General features: G+C 72.5%; 10 protein-coding genes. 8 read left to right on the forward strand and 2 right to left on the reverse strand.

The window, feature by feature from the left end; genetic code table 11:
- Positions 1–233: 233 nt before the first annotated feature.
- From PV343_RS10620 to PV343_RS10640, 5 genes are all read left to right on the forward strand, one after another.
- Positions 234–2903, forward strand: a complete 2670-nt coding sequence (locus PV343_RS10620) for a SpoIIE family protein phosphatase (protein WP_319146584.1) — start codon at positions 234–236, stop codon at positions 2901–2903.
- 520 nt (positions 2904–3423) lie between these two features.
- Positions 3424–6426, forward strand: coding sequence for a hypothetical protein (locus PV343_RS10625; RefSeq protein ID WP_319146585.1), 3003 nt, complete (start codon positions 3424–3426; stop codon positions 6424–6426).
- A 131-nt stretch (positions 6427–6557) separates the two neighbouring features.
- Positions 6558–7187 (forward strand): hypothetical protein, encoded by a 630-nt coding sequence (locus tag PV343_RS10630; RefSeq protein WP_319146586.1) that lies wholly within the window; start codon positions 6558–6560, stop codon positions 7185–7187.
- A 145-nt stretch (positions 7188–7332) separates the two neighbouring features.
- The gene (locus PV343_RS10635) at positions 7333–8175 is read left to right on the forward strand and encodes a maleylpyruvate isomerase family mycothiol-dependent enzyme (protein WP_319146587.1); all 843 of its coding nucleotides are present in this window, start codon (positions 7333–7335) and stop codon (positions 8173–8175) included.
- Between the two features lie 167 nt (positions 8176–8342).
- A complete protein-coding gene (locus PV343_RS10640; protein ID WP_319146687.1) occupies positions 8343–8705 on the forward strand; it encodes a response regulator in 363 nt (120 codons plus the stop codon).
- 19 nt (positions 8706–8724) lie between these two features.
- Here PV343_RS10640 and PV343_RS10645 read toward each other — a convergent pair whose 3' ends face one another.
- Positions 8725–9684, reverse strand: coding sequence for a GlxA family transcriptional regulator (locus PV343_RS10645; RefSeq protein WP_319146588.1), 960 nt, complete (start codon positions 9682–9684; stop codon positions 8725–8727).
- A 118-nt stretch (positions 9685–9802) separates the two neighbouring features.
- Between PV343_RS10645 and PV343_RS10650 the strand changes: the two genes are divergently transcribed.
- Positions 9803–10102 (forward strand): putative quinol monooxygenase, encoded by a 300-nt coding sequence (locus PV343_RS10650; protein ID WP_133923213.1) that lies wholly within the window; start codon positions 9803–9805, stop codon positions 10100–10102.
- An 83-nt stretch (positions 10103–10185) separates the two neighbouring features.
- The gene (locus tag PV343_RS10655; protein WP_319146590.1) at positions 10186–10734 is read left to right on the forward strand and encodes a PaaI family thioesterase; all 549 of its coding nucleotides are present in this window, start codon (positions 10186–10188) and stop codon (positions 10732–10734) included.
- Positions 10735–10804: 70 nt separating this feature from the next.
- Here PV343_RS10655 and PV343_RS10660 read toward each other — a convergent pair whose 3' ends face one another.
- On the reverse strand, positions 10805–14581 hold the full coding sequence (locus tag PV343_RS10660; RefSeq protein WP_319146591.1) for a family 78 glycoside hydrolase catalytic domain: 3777 nt from the start codon (positions 14579–14581) through the stop codon (positions 10805–10807).
- A 262-nt stretch (positions 14582–14843) separates the two neighbouring features.
- On the opposite strand from PV343_RS10660, the gene PV343_RS10665 reads away from it, so the two are divergent.
- Complete coding sequence (locus PV343_RS10665; protein WP_319146592.1) at positions 14844–15920, forward strand: chitinase; 1077 nt, start codon at positions 14844–14846, stop codon at positions 15918–15920.
- Positions 15921–16054 lie beyond the last annotated feature (134 nt).

The following is a 16054-nucleotide window of genomic DNA, read 5'->3' on the forward strand; positions in this document are numbered from 1 at the left end:
GTCCCGCGTGCACGGAACCGGGCGAAGCCGTCACGGAACCCTCCCGGGCCGCCCCGGCCACCCGTCGGCGGGCGCACCGGTCGCAGGACGCCGAGCGCCAGTGTTACAACAGGGGCATGAGCGGACGCTCCCGCCGGCCCCGGAGGCGAGCGGCGGCGCAGCCCGGCACGCGGAGATCGTCCGAGCCGTCCCGTCGCCCGGGCCCGTGGCCGCCGACGGGCCGCCGCCGCATCATGTCGTCCCTCAGCGTCCGCACGCTCGCCGCCCAGGTCTTCCTGCTCCAGGCCGTCATCGTGCTGGTGGTGGTCGCGGTCTCGGCGACGGCCGTCGTCCTCCAGGGCCGGTACGACGCCCAGCAGAACGCCGCCGACCGGTCACTGGCTGCGGCGGAATCCTTCGCCCACGCGCCCGGAACGGCACTCGCCCTGCGGGCGCACGCCACGGCACGGCTCCAGGCGGCGACGGAGCAGGCGCAAAAGGGATCCGGCGTCGACTTCATGAGTGTCCTGGACAGGGGCGGCGTCCGTATCGCCGACACCGACTCCTCGCTGATCGGCACCAAGGCCTCGGACCTCGGCCGCGCCACCGCGGGGGAGGCCTTCACGGAACCCTTCCACGGACGGCCGAACGACGCCGTACGCGCGGTCGTCCCCGTGATGGACGCCGGCAGACGCGTGATCGGCATGATCGCCGCCGGGATCCAGTACGAGACCCTCGGCCATGTGCTGGACCAGCAGCTGCCGATGCTGCTCGGCGCCGGCGCCGTGGCCGTCGTCCTCGCCACCGCCGGCACGGCCCTGGTCAGCCGGCGGTTGCTCCGCCAGACCCACGGACTCGGCCCGGCCGAGATGACCCAGATGTACGAGCACCACGACGCCGTGCTGCACGCGGTGCGCGAAGGGGTCCTGATCATCGGCGACGACGGACGGCTGCTGCTCGCCAACGACGAGGCCCGCCGGCTGCTCGGTCTCCCCGGCGGCACCGGCCGGCGGCAGGTGACCGACCTCGGCCTCGGGCCCGGCCTGACCCGGATGCTGGTGGCGGGGGAGGCCGCCTCCGACGAGGTGATCCGGGTCGGGGACCGGCTGCTCGCCGTGAACATCCGGCCCACCGCGCCGTACGGCGGCGCACCGGGCCTGGTGGCCACCTTCCGGGACACCACCGAACTGGCCGCGCTGTCCGGCCAGGCCGAGGTGGCGCGGGGCCGGCTCGCGTTCCTCTACGAGGCCGGCACCCGGATCGGCACCACCCTCGACGTGGAGCGCACCGCCGAGGAACTCGCCGAGGTGGCGGTCCCGCGCATGGCGGACGTCGTCACCGTGGAACTCCTCGACTCCGTGCTGCGCGGCGAGGAACCCACCGGCGCCGTCCACCGGATGCGGCGCACCGCGCTGCGCGAGTCGCGGACCGGGCACCCGCTGCAGCCCGTGGGCGACCTGATCCGGTTCGTGGTGGCCGACACCCCGATGGTGGCCGCCCTGCAACGCGGCAAGGCCGTCCTGGTGCCCGACCTGCACACCGCGCAGGACTGGCGGGCGCAGGACCCGGAGGGGGCGCGGCAGGCGCTGGAGTACGGCATCCACTCGCTGATCACGGTGCCGCTGCGGGCGCGCGGCGTCGTCCTCGGCATCGTGAACTTCTGGCGGGGCACGGGCAGCCCGCGGTTCGAGGAGGAGGACGTCGCGGTGGCCGAGGAACTGGTCGCCCGGGCGGCCGTGGCGATCGACAACGCGCGCCGCTTCTCCCGCGAGCACGCCCTCGCCGTCACCCTCCAGCGCAGCCTGCTGCCCCTGGACCTGCCCGACCAGGACGTCCTGGAGATCGCCTCCCGCTACCTGCCGGCACGGTCCGGCGTGGGCGGGGACTGGTTCGACGTCATCCCGCTGCCCGGCTTCCGGGTGGCACTGGTCGTCGGCGACATCGTGGGCCACGGGCTGCACGCCGCGGTGACCATGGGGCGGCTGCGCACCGCCGTGCTGAACTTCTCCTCGCTCGACCTGGCCCCCGACGAACTCCTGGGACACCTCGACGAGATGGTGACCCGGCTCGACAGCCAGACGGCCACCGTCGGTGACGACCACGCGCCCCTCACCGGCGCCACCTGCCTCTACGCGGTCTACGACCCGGTCGCCGGCACCTGCGCCCTCTCCCGGGCCGGACACATCGCGCCCGCCGTGGTGGACGCCCAGGGCACGGTGACCTTCCCCGACGTCCCCCTCTCGCCGCCCCTGGGTGTGGGCGGCCACCCCTTCGAGGCCGGTGAACTGCGCCTGCCGGAGGGCAGCCGACTCGTCCTGTTCACCGACGGCCTGATCGAGAACCACGGGCGGGACATCGACGAGGGCCTGGCCGTCCTCCGCTCGACCATCGGCCACGCAGGGCAGACACCGGAGGAGACGTGCCGCGCCCTCATGGAGGCGATGCTGCCCGAGCACCCCAACGACGACGTGGCGCTGCTGGTCGCCCGGACCCGGCTCCTCGACCCGTCCCGGGTCGCGACCTGGGACGTGCCGTCCGAGGTGCGCGCGGTCTCCGAGGTGCGGGCGGACGTCAGCCGCCGCCTGGACGACTGGGGACTCCAGGACACGGTGTTCAGCACGGAGCTGATCCTCAGCGAACTCCTCACCAACGCCATCCGCTACGGCGCCCCACCGGTGCGAGTCAGGATACTGCTGGGCGCCACCCTGGTCTGCGAGGTGTCGGACGGCAGCAACACCTCACCCCGGCTGCGGCGCGCGGCCACCACCGACGAGGGAGGCCGCGGCCTGTTCCTGGTCTCCCAGTTCGCTCACCGATGGGGCACCCGCTACGCGCCGCAGGGCAAGGTCATCTGGGCCGAGCAGACACTGGACCAGAGCCGGGAACCGGACCCGACCGCGCTCTTCGACGCCATGGCCTGGTGAGCGCCTGGTCCGCACCGGCCCACGAACCGGACGAGACCGCAAAGGGGGCGGGAAGAACGTACCGGCGTCTGCCACACCTGCCTCACCCCGCTGGTGTCGGGCGCTGGACCTTCCCGAGCCCGGCACCACCCTGGTCTGCTGCAGCCGCCCGGCCACCGAAGTGGTCCTCGACCTCTGAGGCCTTTTCCGAGACCTTCTCACGACCCTTCTCGGTGGCGGTGGACAGTGCGACGAGCGCCGCCACGAGCAGCCCGGCGACCACGGCCGACACGGGAGTCCGGGCGGCCGCCTGCACTCCGACCGCGACCACCGGGAACGCGGCCTCGGCGAGCCCACGTCGCCGGTGCGGCCGTACCTGGAGGGCCCACACGGTGAATTGGGCGATCGGCTGCCCTCAAAAGGGCCACCGTGGCACCATGCTGACCTTGCGTATGTGACTGCTCACGGGGGGTACGAGGTGTCGCGCAGGCTGCTTTCGTTCGGGGACGCCCTGGCGCTTCTGGGGCAGGATTCCCCCGCGATGGCGACCGTGGACCGTGCGGTCGGCGGGGCACTCAACCTGGCCACGGGCGGCCTGAGCGGCGAGGTGCTCGGCATGCTCGGGGAGCGTGGACGCATCCTCGGCCTGGGGCGTGCAGCGGCCCGGGGCCTGGGGGACCGTCTGCGCGGGGCGGACGGGAGGGCGGCGCGCACCCGACTGCTGGACGCGGCCCACACGGTCATCGTCGTCCTGGCCTTCTTCGAAGTCCTCCAGGAGACGGAACTCCCGTTCGCCTGGGACGACGTTCGCCTCACCCGCCGGGAACAGGTGCGGCTCGTGGCCGACCGGCCGCCGGCACTGGAAGGGCTGGTGCCGACCCTCGCCCAGGTCGACGCGCCCCGTCCCGCCCCACACCTTCCGTACGAGGACACCCTCGGAGCGCTCGGGCACTGGTACGAGTCCCTGGGCGCTCGCATCGTGCGCTTCCTCGAAGGACTCGATCTGTGGGCCCGGCTGCCGAGCGGTGAACGGCAGGCGGCCGCTGACACGGTGCGCCGCACCCTGCCACGCCACGCGGTTGAGCGGTACGAGGAGCTGTACCGCCGTCTCGTCCAGGAGGCCCCCGAATTTCTCTACTGGACGGGGCAGTTGGAGCACCAGGCGACCAGGGCCGAGCTGCGTCGGGCGCTCGCCCGGCTGGAGGAGGTCCTGTCGTCGTCCGCATTGCTGAGCCACCCGCCGGTTCACGCGGCGCAGGCCCTGGCGCGCGCCGCCCGGGCGGCGCTCGGCCGCCACATCCTCGCTGCCGACTCGCCTCCCGAAGGCCTGCGCATGCCCACACTGGATGAGGTCTACCTGGACCCCGATTTCAAGGTTCGCGCCGTCGGCGACCACGACAACCCCGCTGACGAGGAATGGTGGGCCGAGGTACCTGTGCGCCGTGACCTGACGGACTACCTCGCCGGCGCCCTCACCTCGCCCGGGCTGTGGGACGTTCCCCTGCTCGTGCTCGGACAGCCCGGCGCGGGCAAGTCCGTCCTCACCATGATCCTCGCGGCCCGGTTGCCGGCCACGGGCTTCCTGCCCGTTCGTGTCGCGCTGCGTGACGTGCGGGCCGACCACGACCTCCAGGATCAACTGGAGCAGGCCGTGCGCGACGCCACAGGAGAGCGGGTCGGCTGGCCGGAACTCGTGCGTTCAGCCGGTACGGCAGTCCCTGTCCTGCTGCTGGACGGCTTCGACGAACTCCTGCAGACCACGGGCGTCCAGCAGAGCGACTTCCTCAAGCGTGTCGCCCGCTTTCAGGAGAGGGAACGCGAACAGGGCCGCCCCGTGGTGGCGTTGGTGACGAGCCGTACCGCGGTCGCCGACCGCGCCCAGCACCCGTCCGGAACGGTCGCCCTGCGGCTCGAACCCTTCCAGCCGGACCAGATCAAGGTGTGGATCCGCCAGTGGAACAACTGCAACGCCCGCGGTCTCGTCGCCCGCGGACTGTCCACCCTCAGCTGGGAGTTGATCGCACCGCACCGCAGACTGGCCGAGCAGCCGCTGCTGCTGACCATGCTCGCGCTCTTCCACGGCGCCGGGAACGACTTCCAGGGTGAGGACGGACGCCCTCTCGACGAGGCGGAACTCTACGAAGCCCTGCTGACATCGTTCGCGCGGCGCGAGGTGCAGAAGGACACCGTGGACGCGCTGTGGAACGGTCAGGTCGACGAACGCGTCGAGAGCGAGCTGCAGCGGCTGTCGATCGTCGCCTTCTCCATGCTCAATCGCAGGCGTCAATGGGTGTCCAGCAAAGAGCTGGAGGACGACCTCGGAGCCGTCTACGGCAAGTCCGAGGAACGCGCGAACACTTTCCGCGAGCCACTGGACCAGGCCGAGGTCGCGCTCGGCCGGTTCTTCTTCGTCCAGCGGGCCCAGTCCATCCGAGGCGGCGAGCGACTGTCGAGCTACGAGTTCCTGCACGCCACGTTCGGTGAGTACCTCGCTGTGCGCCTCGCGGTGCAGCAGCTCGTACGGCTGCTCGGCCACCGCCCCGCCCTGTCACTGAGCGGCGAGCCCCTGGACGACGACCTCCTCTACACCCTGCTGTCCTTCGCGCCGCTGTTCTCACGGCAGATGCTGCGGTTCGCCCGCGCGTGCGTCGGCAGGCTCTCCCCGGAGGAACGGCACCGGCTCGCCGACCTGGTCGTCCGGGTGCACTGGGAACGAGGACGGCAACGCCGGGACAAGCAGCCGTACCCGGCGTACTGCCCGCGCCTGATACGCGTCTCCGCACGCCACGGCATCTACAGCGCGAACCTGGTCATGCTGGTCGTCCTGCTGACCGGCGCGACGACGGCCGGAACGCTGTTCCCCACCGAGGACGACCCCGGTGACGCCTGGCACGCCCACACGCTGCTGTGGCGTGCCTCCCTGCCGGAGGTCGAGTGGGCGGACTTCGCGCTGGCGCTGAACGTGAGTCACGTCCGGGACGCGGCGGGGCGGGACCTGCACATCCGCCTGCGGCAGGAGGACGACACCACGCGTCCCGAAGTGGTCGACGCCCACTGGTTGTACCAAGTGTCGCCCCGGGAGGCGGGGCATGTGACCTGGCACGTGGCCTACTGGGACGACATGTGGCACAAGGCCCACCTCGCCGCCGGGACGAACGAGGGCGTACTGCTGCAGGTCGCCCAGCCGCTGCTGGCTGCCCTGGGGCCGCTGGTGACCACCTTCAACGGTGGCGAAGGCGACCCCGGCACCTCCGTGGTCCACGATTTGCTGTGCCTGTGGCTCGACGCGGGATCGGCGCTGCCGGTCGGGGAAGTCGTCAAGTTGTACGCGCGCATCGCCGCCGGACTCGACACGGCCGGCCTGGACGGCGAGGTGGGACGACGTCTGCTGCCGCTGCTGTGCGACCTGCTCGACCGGGACCGCGTCCGACTGGGCCCGCAGGCGCGCCCGACGGTGGAAGCCCTGGTCTCCGGCCTCCCCAGGGAACTGAGGGAGTACCTGAACGCGCGCTACGCGAATCTGTTCGGCCTCCTTCCCGGGTGACCCGCGGTCGGGGGACGGTGGCGATCCGGCAGTGGCCGGCCCCGGTGTGTCACCCGTCAGGCCCGGGTCGGCTCGCACGTGGCGGGGGCGGCGCGGACGATGACTGCAAGCCCCCCGTTCTGGAGGAACGCATGCATGCCCCTTCCCGCGTCCGGACCCGCAGGCCGAGCCGATACGGCGTGCCCTCCGTCCTCTTGGTGTGCTTCCTGGCGTCCGCCACGCTGGCCGGCTGCGGTGGCGGCGGTGGTTCCGGCTCGGCGGTGAGCAGGACGCCGAGCACGCCGAACACGGCGTCGTTCTCCGGGACGATGCCCCCGGCCCTGGCCTCCTCGGCCTCCGCGGCCATCTCCTCCGCGCGCGCCTCGGTCTCCGCGGCCGCCTCCTCCGCGGCCGCGCGCGCCTCGGAGTTCGAGGCGTCGGTGTCGGCGGAGAGCGCCCGGCGGACGCAGGCCGCCCAGAAGGCACTCCAGGGCGTGAGCGGCCAGGGCAACGCGCTGTCCGACGTCGGCATGACCGGCATGCCCACGGCACAGACCGGGGGAGTCCTCGCCGTCCTGGTCACCATCACCAACAAGACCAGCCAGAAGGCGTCGTACGCGGTCCAGATCGACTTCGAGGACAGCGACCACCACGTCGTGGAGACCAGGTACACGGGGGCGGAGAACCTCGAACCCGGCCAGAAGAACCAGCCCATCGTGTTCAGCCACAAGTCGGGCGAGCCGCCGCTGACCCCCCGCCTGGCCAAGGCACAGCGTTACTGAGCCCCGTGCCCCACCCCGTCTCGGCCGGCCCACGGGCATGGTGGATCATGAGGCCGTGACCGGGCCGACGCCCGGCGCGACGGCACCGTGGTGGTGCGGTCCACGAGGGCGGGGCGGGTCCCGCGAGCGAGAGGGCGGACGCGAAGTGGCTAGCGACCGATCGGCGGCGCACCCGTTGCCGTACACGACGTACCGGCAGGCGATCGAGCGGGAGACGGCACGGCTGGCCGAGGTGGTCCGGGGCGTGGACCCGGCCACACCGGTGCCCTCCTGCCCGGGCTGGACCGTCGCCGACCTCACCCGCCACGTGGGGAGCCTGCAGCGCTGGTTCAGCGCCCTGCTGTCCCGGCTGGTGCAGGAGCCGCCGCGCAGCCGTGAAGTGGAGCTCGGGCTGCCGGACAGCGCGGGGGAGTACCCCGGCTGGGTGGAGGCGGGCATCCCGCGGGTGGCCGCCGTGCTGGGGGCCACGGACCCGATGGCCCCCATGTGGGCCTGGGGCGCGGACCAGCATGCCCGGTTCTGGGCCCGCAGGATGCTGTTCGAGACGCTGGTGCACCGGGTCGACGCGGAGCTGTCCACCGGCCACGCGTCCCCCCTCGATCCGGAGCTGGCGGCCGACGGAGTCGACGAGTTCCTCGTCAACCTGCCCCACGCCCACCTCTTCGCCCCTGCCGTGGCAGAACTCAAGGGCGACGGCGAGACCATCGTGTTCCAGTGCGCCGGGGCCGCCACCGGCGGCGATGGTGCCGACGCGACCGGTGCTGACGGGGGTGCGGAGTGGTGGGTCCGGCTGGACGGCGACGGTTTCCGGCTGCTGGACCGGGCCGCCGCCGACGCGGCGTCGCCGGACGCGCGGACGACCGTGCGGGCCGAGGCCGCCGACCTCCTGCTCCTGCTCTACGGGCGCCGCTCCTACCAGGACAGCGCCTTCGAGGTGACCGGGCCGTCCGAGACGCTGGACCGCTGGTTCGCCCACACCGCCTTCTGACCCACCCGCTGCGCCCTTCCGATCGCCCACGCCGCCCGGCCGCGCACCGGACCGGCCTGACGAGTCGACATATGCCACGGCGTGAGGTTTCGTTCGCGGACCTCCGGTGATGTGTGAGTGGTCAGAGGCAGGTTCAGGAGGAGAGACTCGGGGAGGACATCGTGGCGATGAAGGTCCTGCTGGTCGACGATTCCGACGGAGTGCGCCGTGCCGTCGGGGACGTCCTGCGACGCAACGGCTTCGAGGTGACCGAGGCGGTCGACGGCGGGGCCGCGCTGGACCTCGTCGCCGCGCAGGGGACCTACGACGTGATCATCACCGACATCGGGGTTCCGGAGGTGGACGGCGTCTCGCTGATCCGCGAGACGCGCAAGGACGAGCGTTACGCCTCCACGCCCATCATCGTGCTGACCGACAAGCCGGAGCCGTCCCAGGTGGACGAGAGCGAGGCGGCCGGCGCCACCGGACTGCTGGCCAAGCCGTTCGGCGACGCCCAGCTGCTCGCCGAACTGGGCAGGGTGCTGCGCTAGGGCCTGGGCGCCCCCGCGGTCACCGGGTGCGCAGGCCCGCCGTGGTGGCGCCGGTACGGGCGCGCAGCAGCGCGCGCAGGGTGGCGGCGTGCTCGTACCCCACCTTGCGCGCGATGGTCTCCAGGGACAGGTCGGTGGTCCGCAGCAGATGCGTGGCCTGTTCGACCCGCAGGTCCTGGACGAACCGTACGGGCGTGGTGTTCAGCACCCGGCGGACCGTGCGCTGGAGCGTGCGCTCGCTGACGCCGAGGGCACGCGCGGCCTCGGCCAGGCTGTTCGGCGTGTCCAGGTGCCGGCGCGCCCAGTGTTCGAACGCGGCGATCAGCGGGTCGCTCTGCGCGAGGGCGCTCGGAATGGTGTACGCGGACTGCGAGGGACGCTCGTCCACGACCAGGTATCGGGCGACCAGGTCGGCGAGGGCGGGGCTCGCCATCCGCACGACGGCGAGCGCCAGATCGACGTGGCCGAAGGCGGCACCCGCCGTGGTCACCCCCTGCGCGGCGGTCACCATGCTGCTCTCGTCGAGCACGACCTTCGGGTAGCGGCGGCGGAAGACGGGCGCCAGCCACCAGGTGGTCGTCGCGCGGCGGCCGTCGAGCACGCCCGACTCGGCGAGCAGGAAGGTGCCCGTGCAGGCCGAGGCCACGGGCGCGTCCCGGCCCCGGTGCTCGGCGAGCAGATCCCGCACCTCGGCCAGACCGGCGCCGCCGACCCGCTCCAGCAGCGCCTCCGGCCTGCGCTCGGCCAGTGCGGGCACGAGGAGCAGTTCCGTGCCTTTCGCGGTCTCCGCGGGCTCCGCCGTGACGAGGTGGCCGGCGCCGGTGCGCACCTGCGGGGTGAAGGCGATCGTCCGGACGTTCCAGGCGGGCGGCGGCTGGGGCAGTTCGCCGCGCATGGCGTTGGCCGCCTCCAGCACGTCCAGAGCCGCGCAGAGCCCCGAGTCGAACACGCCGTCGTACACGAGCACGGAGACATCCATGTCGGGAACGGTATCAGAGCTGTCGTTTCCGACACTGGGGGCCGAGCCCTTCGGCGACCTAGCGTGAGTGGTGTCGCCGGTGCCGCAGGGCACCGCACCGAGCCGAAGGAATCCCGTCATGAACAACATCGGTCTGCTGGCCCGCATCGAGGCCAAGCCCGAGTACGCCGACGACATCGCCCGGATGCTGACCGAGGCCGTGCGCCTCGCCGAGGAGGAGAAGCGGACCGTGACCTGGTTCGCCTTCCGGGAGGACGCCACCACCTTCGGTGTCTTCGACACCTTCGAGAACGACGAGGACCGCACGGAACACCTGCGCGGGCGGATCGCCGCCGCGCTCATGGGCGCCGCGGACACCATGCTCGCCTCGGCCCCCGACATCCGGCCGGTCGACCTGCTCGCGGTCAAGCTGCCCTGAGCGGCCCCGCACGCCACGCGCCGCACGCCCCGAGAACCCCCTGAGTACGTGAACGACGAGAAGAACACGGAGATCCACCGACCATGACAGCAACGCCCTCCGCCGCGGCGTCGGACACCGGAGCCCCGCGCGAGGCGGGACCCGGCGTCCGCTCCCGGACCCACACGTGGGAGCCGCCCACCAGCTACGCCGACGGCGCCGGCCGCTCGGGTCTCGAGGTGCTCCGGATGTGCGTCGAGGGCCGGTTCCCGCAGGCACCGATCTGCGGGACGCTCGGCTTCCGTCTGGTGGCGGCCGAGCACGGCCGGGCCGTCTTCGTGGGCGAACCCGCCGAGCACCTGCTCAACCCCATGGGCACCGTGCACGGCGGGTTCCTCGCCACGCTCCTCGACTCGGCCCTCGGCAGCGCCGTGATGTCCACGCTCCCCGCGGGGCGCTCCTACACCACGATCCAGCTCGGCGTGAACATGGTGCGTCCCGTCTTCCCCGACACCCCGAGCCTGCGGTGCGAGGGAACCGTGATCCACGCGGGCCGGACCACCGCGACGGCCGAGGCCAGGGTCACCGGCTCCACGGACGGGAAGCTGTACGCCCACGCGACCACCACGTGCGCCGTCTTTCCGCTGCCGTAGCGGAGTCGCCCGTCGGCCGGTGCTCGCGTGAGATGCCGGCCGACGGCAATCCTCCGCCGGCTGTCCGCCGTCAGCTGTCCGCCGTGAACGTGTAGCTCCCGGCGGGCAGGTGGTAGCTCGCGGGCCCGGCCGGGACGGCCTGGGCAGGGGCGACGACGGACCCCGGCCGTGAGGTGGGCACGGTGACGGTCGCGAAGGTGCTGACCGGCACCGTGACGTCCAGCCGCAGTTGCCCGCCGGCGATCGACCAACTGCTGGCCGCGGTGCCGTAGGCGGTGTCGTAGGTGGTGCGCGCGGAGGTCAGGCCGCCCCCGGGGCGCGGTGCGACGCGAAGGGAGGCGTAGCCGGGGGCGGCCGGGGCGAGCCCGCCGACGCGGCGGTAGAGGAAGTCGCCGACCGAACCGAGACCGTAGTGGTTGAACGAGTTCATGCCCGGGTCGTTGAACGAGCCGTCGGTACGGATGCCGTCCCAGCGCTCCCAGATCGTGGTCGCCCCGTGCTCGATCATGTAGCCCCAGCCGGGGAAGCCGCGCTGGAGCAGGATCCGGTACGCGGTGTCGGCGTGCCCGTGGTCCGCCAGGACGGGCAGCAGGTTCTCGACGCCGAGGAAGCCGACGCTGAGGTGCCCGTTCGTGGCGGCGACCTTCGCTGCCAGCTTGTCCGCGGCCGGCTGGACCAGGGACGCCGGCAGCAACTCGAAGGCCAGGGCCAGCACATAGCCGGTCTGGGTGTTGCCGCGGACGGTACCGTCGTCCGCCACGAACCGCGCGGTGAAGGCCGCCGCCACCTGGTCGGCCAGCCGCCCGTACGAAGTGGCCTCGGACGTACGGCCGGTGGCCGCCGCCATGCGCGCGACGAGCCGCGCCGACCACGCGAAGTACGCGGTGCAGATGAGGTTCTGGGCGGTGTTGTCGTTGACGTTGAGCCAGTCGCCGAAGGTCTGCCGGTCGCGGATCAGATCGCTGCCGGCGGTGCCGCGCAGGTAGTCGACCCAGCGTGCCATGGCCGTGAAGTGCCGGTCGACGACGCCGACATCGCCGAACCGCTGCCAGACCGTGTACGGGACGATCACTCCCGCGTCACCCCAGCCGGCCGTTCCGGAACCGCTGATGACGGCCGGTGCGACGTCGGTGAAGGCGCCGTCGGCCTGCTGGGCGTCCGTCAGGTCGTCGGCGAACTTGGCGAGGAAGGCGTGGGTGTCCAGGTTGAAGGTGGACGTCGCGCAGAAGGCGGCGATGTCGCCCGTCCAGCCCAGCCGTTCGTCGCGCTGGGGACAGTCGGTCGGGATCGACAGCATGTTGCCGCGCTCGCCCCACACGATGTTGTGCTGGAGCTGGTTGACCAGCGCGTCCGAGGTGTCGAACGTGCCCGGCCGCGCGGCGTCCGTCCACATCGCGCGCCCGGTGACGGTGTCGGCGTCGGGCCGGAACCCCGCCGGAAGACCGGTGAGTTCGACGTAGCGGTAGCCGTGGACGGTGAAGCGCGGCTCGTACGTCTCGGTGTGCCCGGTGCCCTTGAGGGTGAAGCGATCGGTGGCCTGCGCCGCGCGCAGGTTGGTGGTGTACAGCGTGCCGTCCGGGTTCAGGACCTCGCCGTGCCGGACCGTCACCGTGGTGCCCGCGTCGCCTTCGAGCGCGATGCGGTTGCGGCCGGTGAAGTTCTGTCCCATGTCGAAGATCCACACCCCTGGCTGCGGCTGGGTGATCGCCACGGGACGGAACTCGTGCTGGACGGTGACGCCGTTGTCCACCTGGGCGACGAGGTGCGGTGCGGTTCCGTCGCGGACGGCCGCCGCCGCCCAGCCGCCGTCGTCGAAGTCGGCCTCGTCCCAGCCGTCGACGTCCAGACGGGCGTCGTACGTCTCGCCGTTGTACAGGTCGTCCGCCCGGATGGCGCCGGTGCCGACCTTCCAGTCGCCGTCCGTGGCGACCACCTGGGTGGTGCCGTCGGTGAAGGTGAGGTGCAGTTGCGCCGCGTACCAGGGCTGGGTGCCGTAGTGCTGACTGCCGGCGAAGCCGAGACCGCCGGAGTACCAGCCGTTGCCCAGCCAGGCGGCGAGCGCGTTCGTACCCTGCCGGATCTGCGCGGTGACGTCGAGGACCCGGTACTGCACGCGCTTGGCGTAGTCGGTCCAGCCGGGAGCCAGGACGTCGTCGACGACCCTCGTACCGTTGAGCCTCGTCTCGTGGAGTCCCAGGGCCGTGGTCAGCAGCCGCGCCGAGGCCACCGGCTTGGCCACGGTGAACCGTCTGCGCAGGAGCGGCGCCGGGCGCACGATCCGCACGTTCGACCCCCACGGCCCGTCGCCGTACGGCGCGGCCGCGCGCGCCGCGGGCCACTGGCCGTCGTCGAACCCGGGGGCCTGCCAGCCGGACGGCGCGTCCTGGGACGCCTTCCACGCCGTGTCGGTGACGACGGTCGGGCCGCCCGCCACCGTCAGTTTCGCCAGCAGTCCCGCCGGGGACTGGCTGGTGTTCCGGCAGGCCACGGCGATCGTGTTCGTCCCGGCCGTGAGGTGCGCGGTGACGTCGACCAGGGCGGCGCTCCTCCACGAGTCGGTCACCCGTGGCGACGTGCTCACCAGCGTGCCGTTCACCCAGACGTCCGCGGTGTCGTCCCCGGTGACGACGAGGCTCGCGCCCGTGGGCGCGCCGGTCAGGGAGAAGGAACGGCGGAAGCAGCGGGTACCGGCGGGTACACCGGCCGCCGGATCGCCCTCGGGATACCAGATCCACCCGGCGCCCGACAGATCGGGCCCCGCGGCCAGGCCGATGAACGCGGCCCGCCACTCGTCGGCCGCCGCGAGCAGCCCGGTCTCGAACCACTGCGGCTCGCTCCACGAGCTCACCCGCCCCTGGGTGTCCCAGACGCGCACCCGCCAGTGACAGAGGGTCAGGCTCGTCAGCCGCCTGCCCGCGTAGGCGACGTCGAGCTGCCGGTCGGACGCCACCTGGCCGCTGTCCCACAGGTCACCGGTTGCGTCGGCCGTGGACGACACCTGGAGCTGGTAGGCGGCCTGCCGCTGCTGCCGCGCCGTCGAGTCGAGCCGCCAGCCGAACCGGGGCCGCGCCGAGTCGATCCCGAGCGGCCTGGTGCGGTGCTCGACGGTGCCGGCGGCCACGCTCAGCGGCGACGGCGCCGTCACGTCGGGTGGGGCGACCTGGGTGTACCAGGGGGCGGTCCCGTAGGCGCCGAGGTCCCGCGCGCCGGGCCAGGCGCCGTCCCCGAAGCCGGGCTGCTCCCAGCCCTGGGGCACGTCCTTGCCCGCCGTCCAGCCGGCGCCGGTGACGACGTCCGTCGTGCCGCCGGCGGCCACGACGCGCACGCGCCCGATGACACCGGCGGGGCCGCCCTGGTTGCGGCAGGCCAGCGCGAGGGTGTTGGTGCCCGGCGTCAGAGCGGATCTCAGGTCCACGTACAGGGCGTTCCGCCAGGAGTCGGCGACTCTGGGGGAACCGGCCAGGGGCGTGCCGTTGAGCCACACGTCGACCGTGTCGTCACCGGTGACGACGAGCTGGGCGTCGGTCACCGCGCCGTCGGCGACGGTGAACCGTGTGCGGAAGTAGCGGTGCCCGGCGGGGGCATCGGTGCGCGGATCGCCTTCCGGATACCAGATCCAGTGCGCGGTCGACAGGCCGACAGGCTCCGCGTGCGGCGCGCGTGCGGCGGCCTGGGCCCGGCCGGAGAGCGCGCCCACGGTGCCCGCGGCGAGGGCGGCGCCCGCCGCCAGCGCCGACGCCGTGCCGAGGAAGTGGCGCCGGGTGACCGGGGGTTGGGCGGCGGGGGAGGCCGGAGCGGCGGCTGTGGGGGGCTTGGGCGGCGTGGGGGGTGTGGTCGGGCTGGCCAACGGAGCTCTCCTTCACACAGGGCGGGCGAAGCAGGACGGGGCGGCTGAACAGGGGAGGGCGGCATGAGTGGCGTGCTCATGACATTCGAAGGGAACTGAAACGATTCAATTCATCAATGCGATGGCAACGTACGGGAGTTGGTGGCGGGGGTCAAGGGTCCTGTCGTTGGGTCAGTTAACCGTAAAGAGTCTTGACAGTGGGATTGGTCTAGTCCAAATATGAGCCCCTGGTCGAGCAGCCCTCTTCGCCACGGGAGCTTCAATGAGACGATCTCGCCCCTTGCACGCCCTGCTCTCCGGTGTGACCGCGACCGCCCTGTCGGCCGGGCTGGTCGCCCTCGCCGGGACGGGCGCGCACGCCTCGCCGGAGACGTCCTCGCACGCCGGCAGGCCCATGCCGGCCCATGTGACGGCGCCGTACGTCGAGACGTGGACCGGTGAGAGCCCGGCGGCGCTCGCCGCTCAGTCCGGCAACACGTACCTGACGATGGCCTTCCTCCAGACATCCGCGGCGGGTTCGTGCACCGCGTACTGGAACGGCAGCATGACCCAGCCGATCGCCAAGGCGACCTTCGGTGACGACATCGCCGCGCTCCAGGCGCGGGGCGGCAACGCCATCCCGTCGTTCGGCGGCTACAGCGCCGACACCACGGGCACCGAACTCGCCGACAGCTGCACCAGCGTCGACGCCATCGCCGCGGTCTACGAGAACCTCGCCGAGACCTACGGCGTCACCCGGATCGACCTCGACATCGAGGCCGACTCCATCACCAACACCGCCGGGATCGACCGCCGCAACAAGGCCGTCGCCAAGGCGGAGCGCTGGGCCGAGCGCACCGGCCGCGAGCTGCAGTTCTCGTACACCCTGCCGACGACGAACACCGGACTCGCGCCCAGCGGCGTGGCGCTGCTGCAGAACGCCGTCGACAACCACACCCGCGTGGACGTCGTCAACATCATGGCCTTCGACTACTGGGACGGCGCCCGGCACGACATGGCGGCCGACACCAGGAGCGCCGCCGCCGGGCTGCACGACCAGCTCGCCGCCCTCTACCCGAAGCGGCACCCGGGCAAGCTGTGGGGGATGATCGGCGTGACCGAGATGCCCGGCATCGACGACTTCGGTCCCCAGGAGACCTTCACCACCGACGACGCGGTGAAGGTGGAGAAGTGGGCCGAGGAGAAGGGCATCGACACGCTGTCCTTCTGGGCGCTCCAGCGGGACAACGGCGGCTGCGTCGGCACCGCCGGCGCCAACTCCTGCTCCGGGATCGCCCAGGACACCTGGTACTTCAGCCATACCTTCGAGCCCTTCACGCTGGGCCACCACCACCGGTGACGACCGGCTCCCGGTGACGACCGGGCGGTGGGCCGGTGCGGGAGCCGATCTTGTTCCCGCGCCGTTCCGCGCCGTCGTGCCCGTGTGCGTCCCCGTGCCCGGCCGGTGGACCGGCGCGCCGACATCACTCCCGT

Origin of the sequence: Streptomyces sp. WI03-4A, assembly GCF_033792105.1 — a bacterium.
GTDB lineage: Bacteria > Actinomycetota > Actinomycetes > Streptomycetales > Streptomycetaceae > Streptomyces > Streptomyces collinus_A.

Excerpts from the sequence above, each read along its gene's own strand:
- PV343_RS10620 (WP_319146584.1), top strand. The coding sequence starts at position 234 with ATGTCGTCCCTCAGCGTCCGCACGCTCGCCGCCCAGGTCTTCCTGCTC.
- PV343_RS10625 (WP_319146585.1), top strand. The coding sequence starts at position 3,424 with ATGGCGACCGTGGACCGTGCGGTCGGCGGGGCACTCAACCTGGCCACG.
- PV343_RS10630 (WP_319146586.1), top strand. The coding sequence starts at position 6,558 with ATGCATGCCCCTTCCCGCGTCCGGACCCGCAGGCCGAGCCGATACGGC.
- PV343_RS10640 (WP_319146687.1), top strand. The coding sequence starts at position 8,343 with ATGAAGGTCCTGCTGGTCGACGATTCCGACGGAGTGCGCCGTGCCGTC.
- PV343_RS10645 (WP_319146588.1), bottom strand. The coding sequence starts at position 9,684 with ATGGATGTCTCCGTGCTCGTGTACGACGGCGTGTTCGACTCGGGGCTC.
- PV343_RS10650 (WP_133923213.1), top strand. The coding sequence starts at position 9,803 with ATGAACAACATCGGTCTGCTGGCCCGCATCGAGGCCAAGCCCGAGTAC.
- PV343_RS10655 (WP_319146590.1), top strand. The coding sequence starts at position 10,186 with ATGACAGCAACGCCCTCCGCCGCGGCGTCGGACACCGGAGCCCCGCGC.
- PV343_RS10665 (WP_319146592.1), top strand. The coding sequence starts at position 14,844 with ATGAGACGATCTCGCCCCTTGCACGCCCTGCTCTCCGGTGTGACCGCG.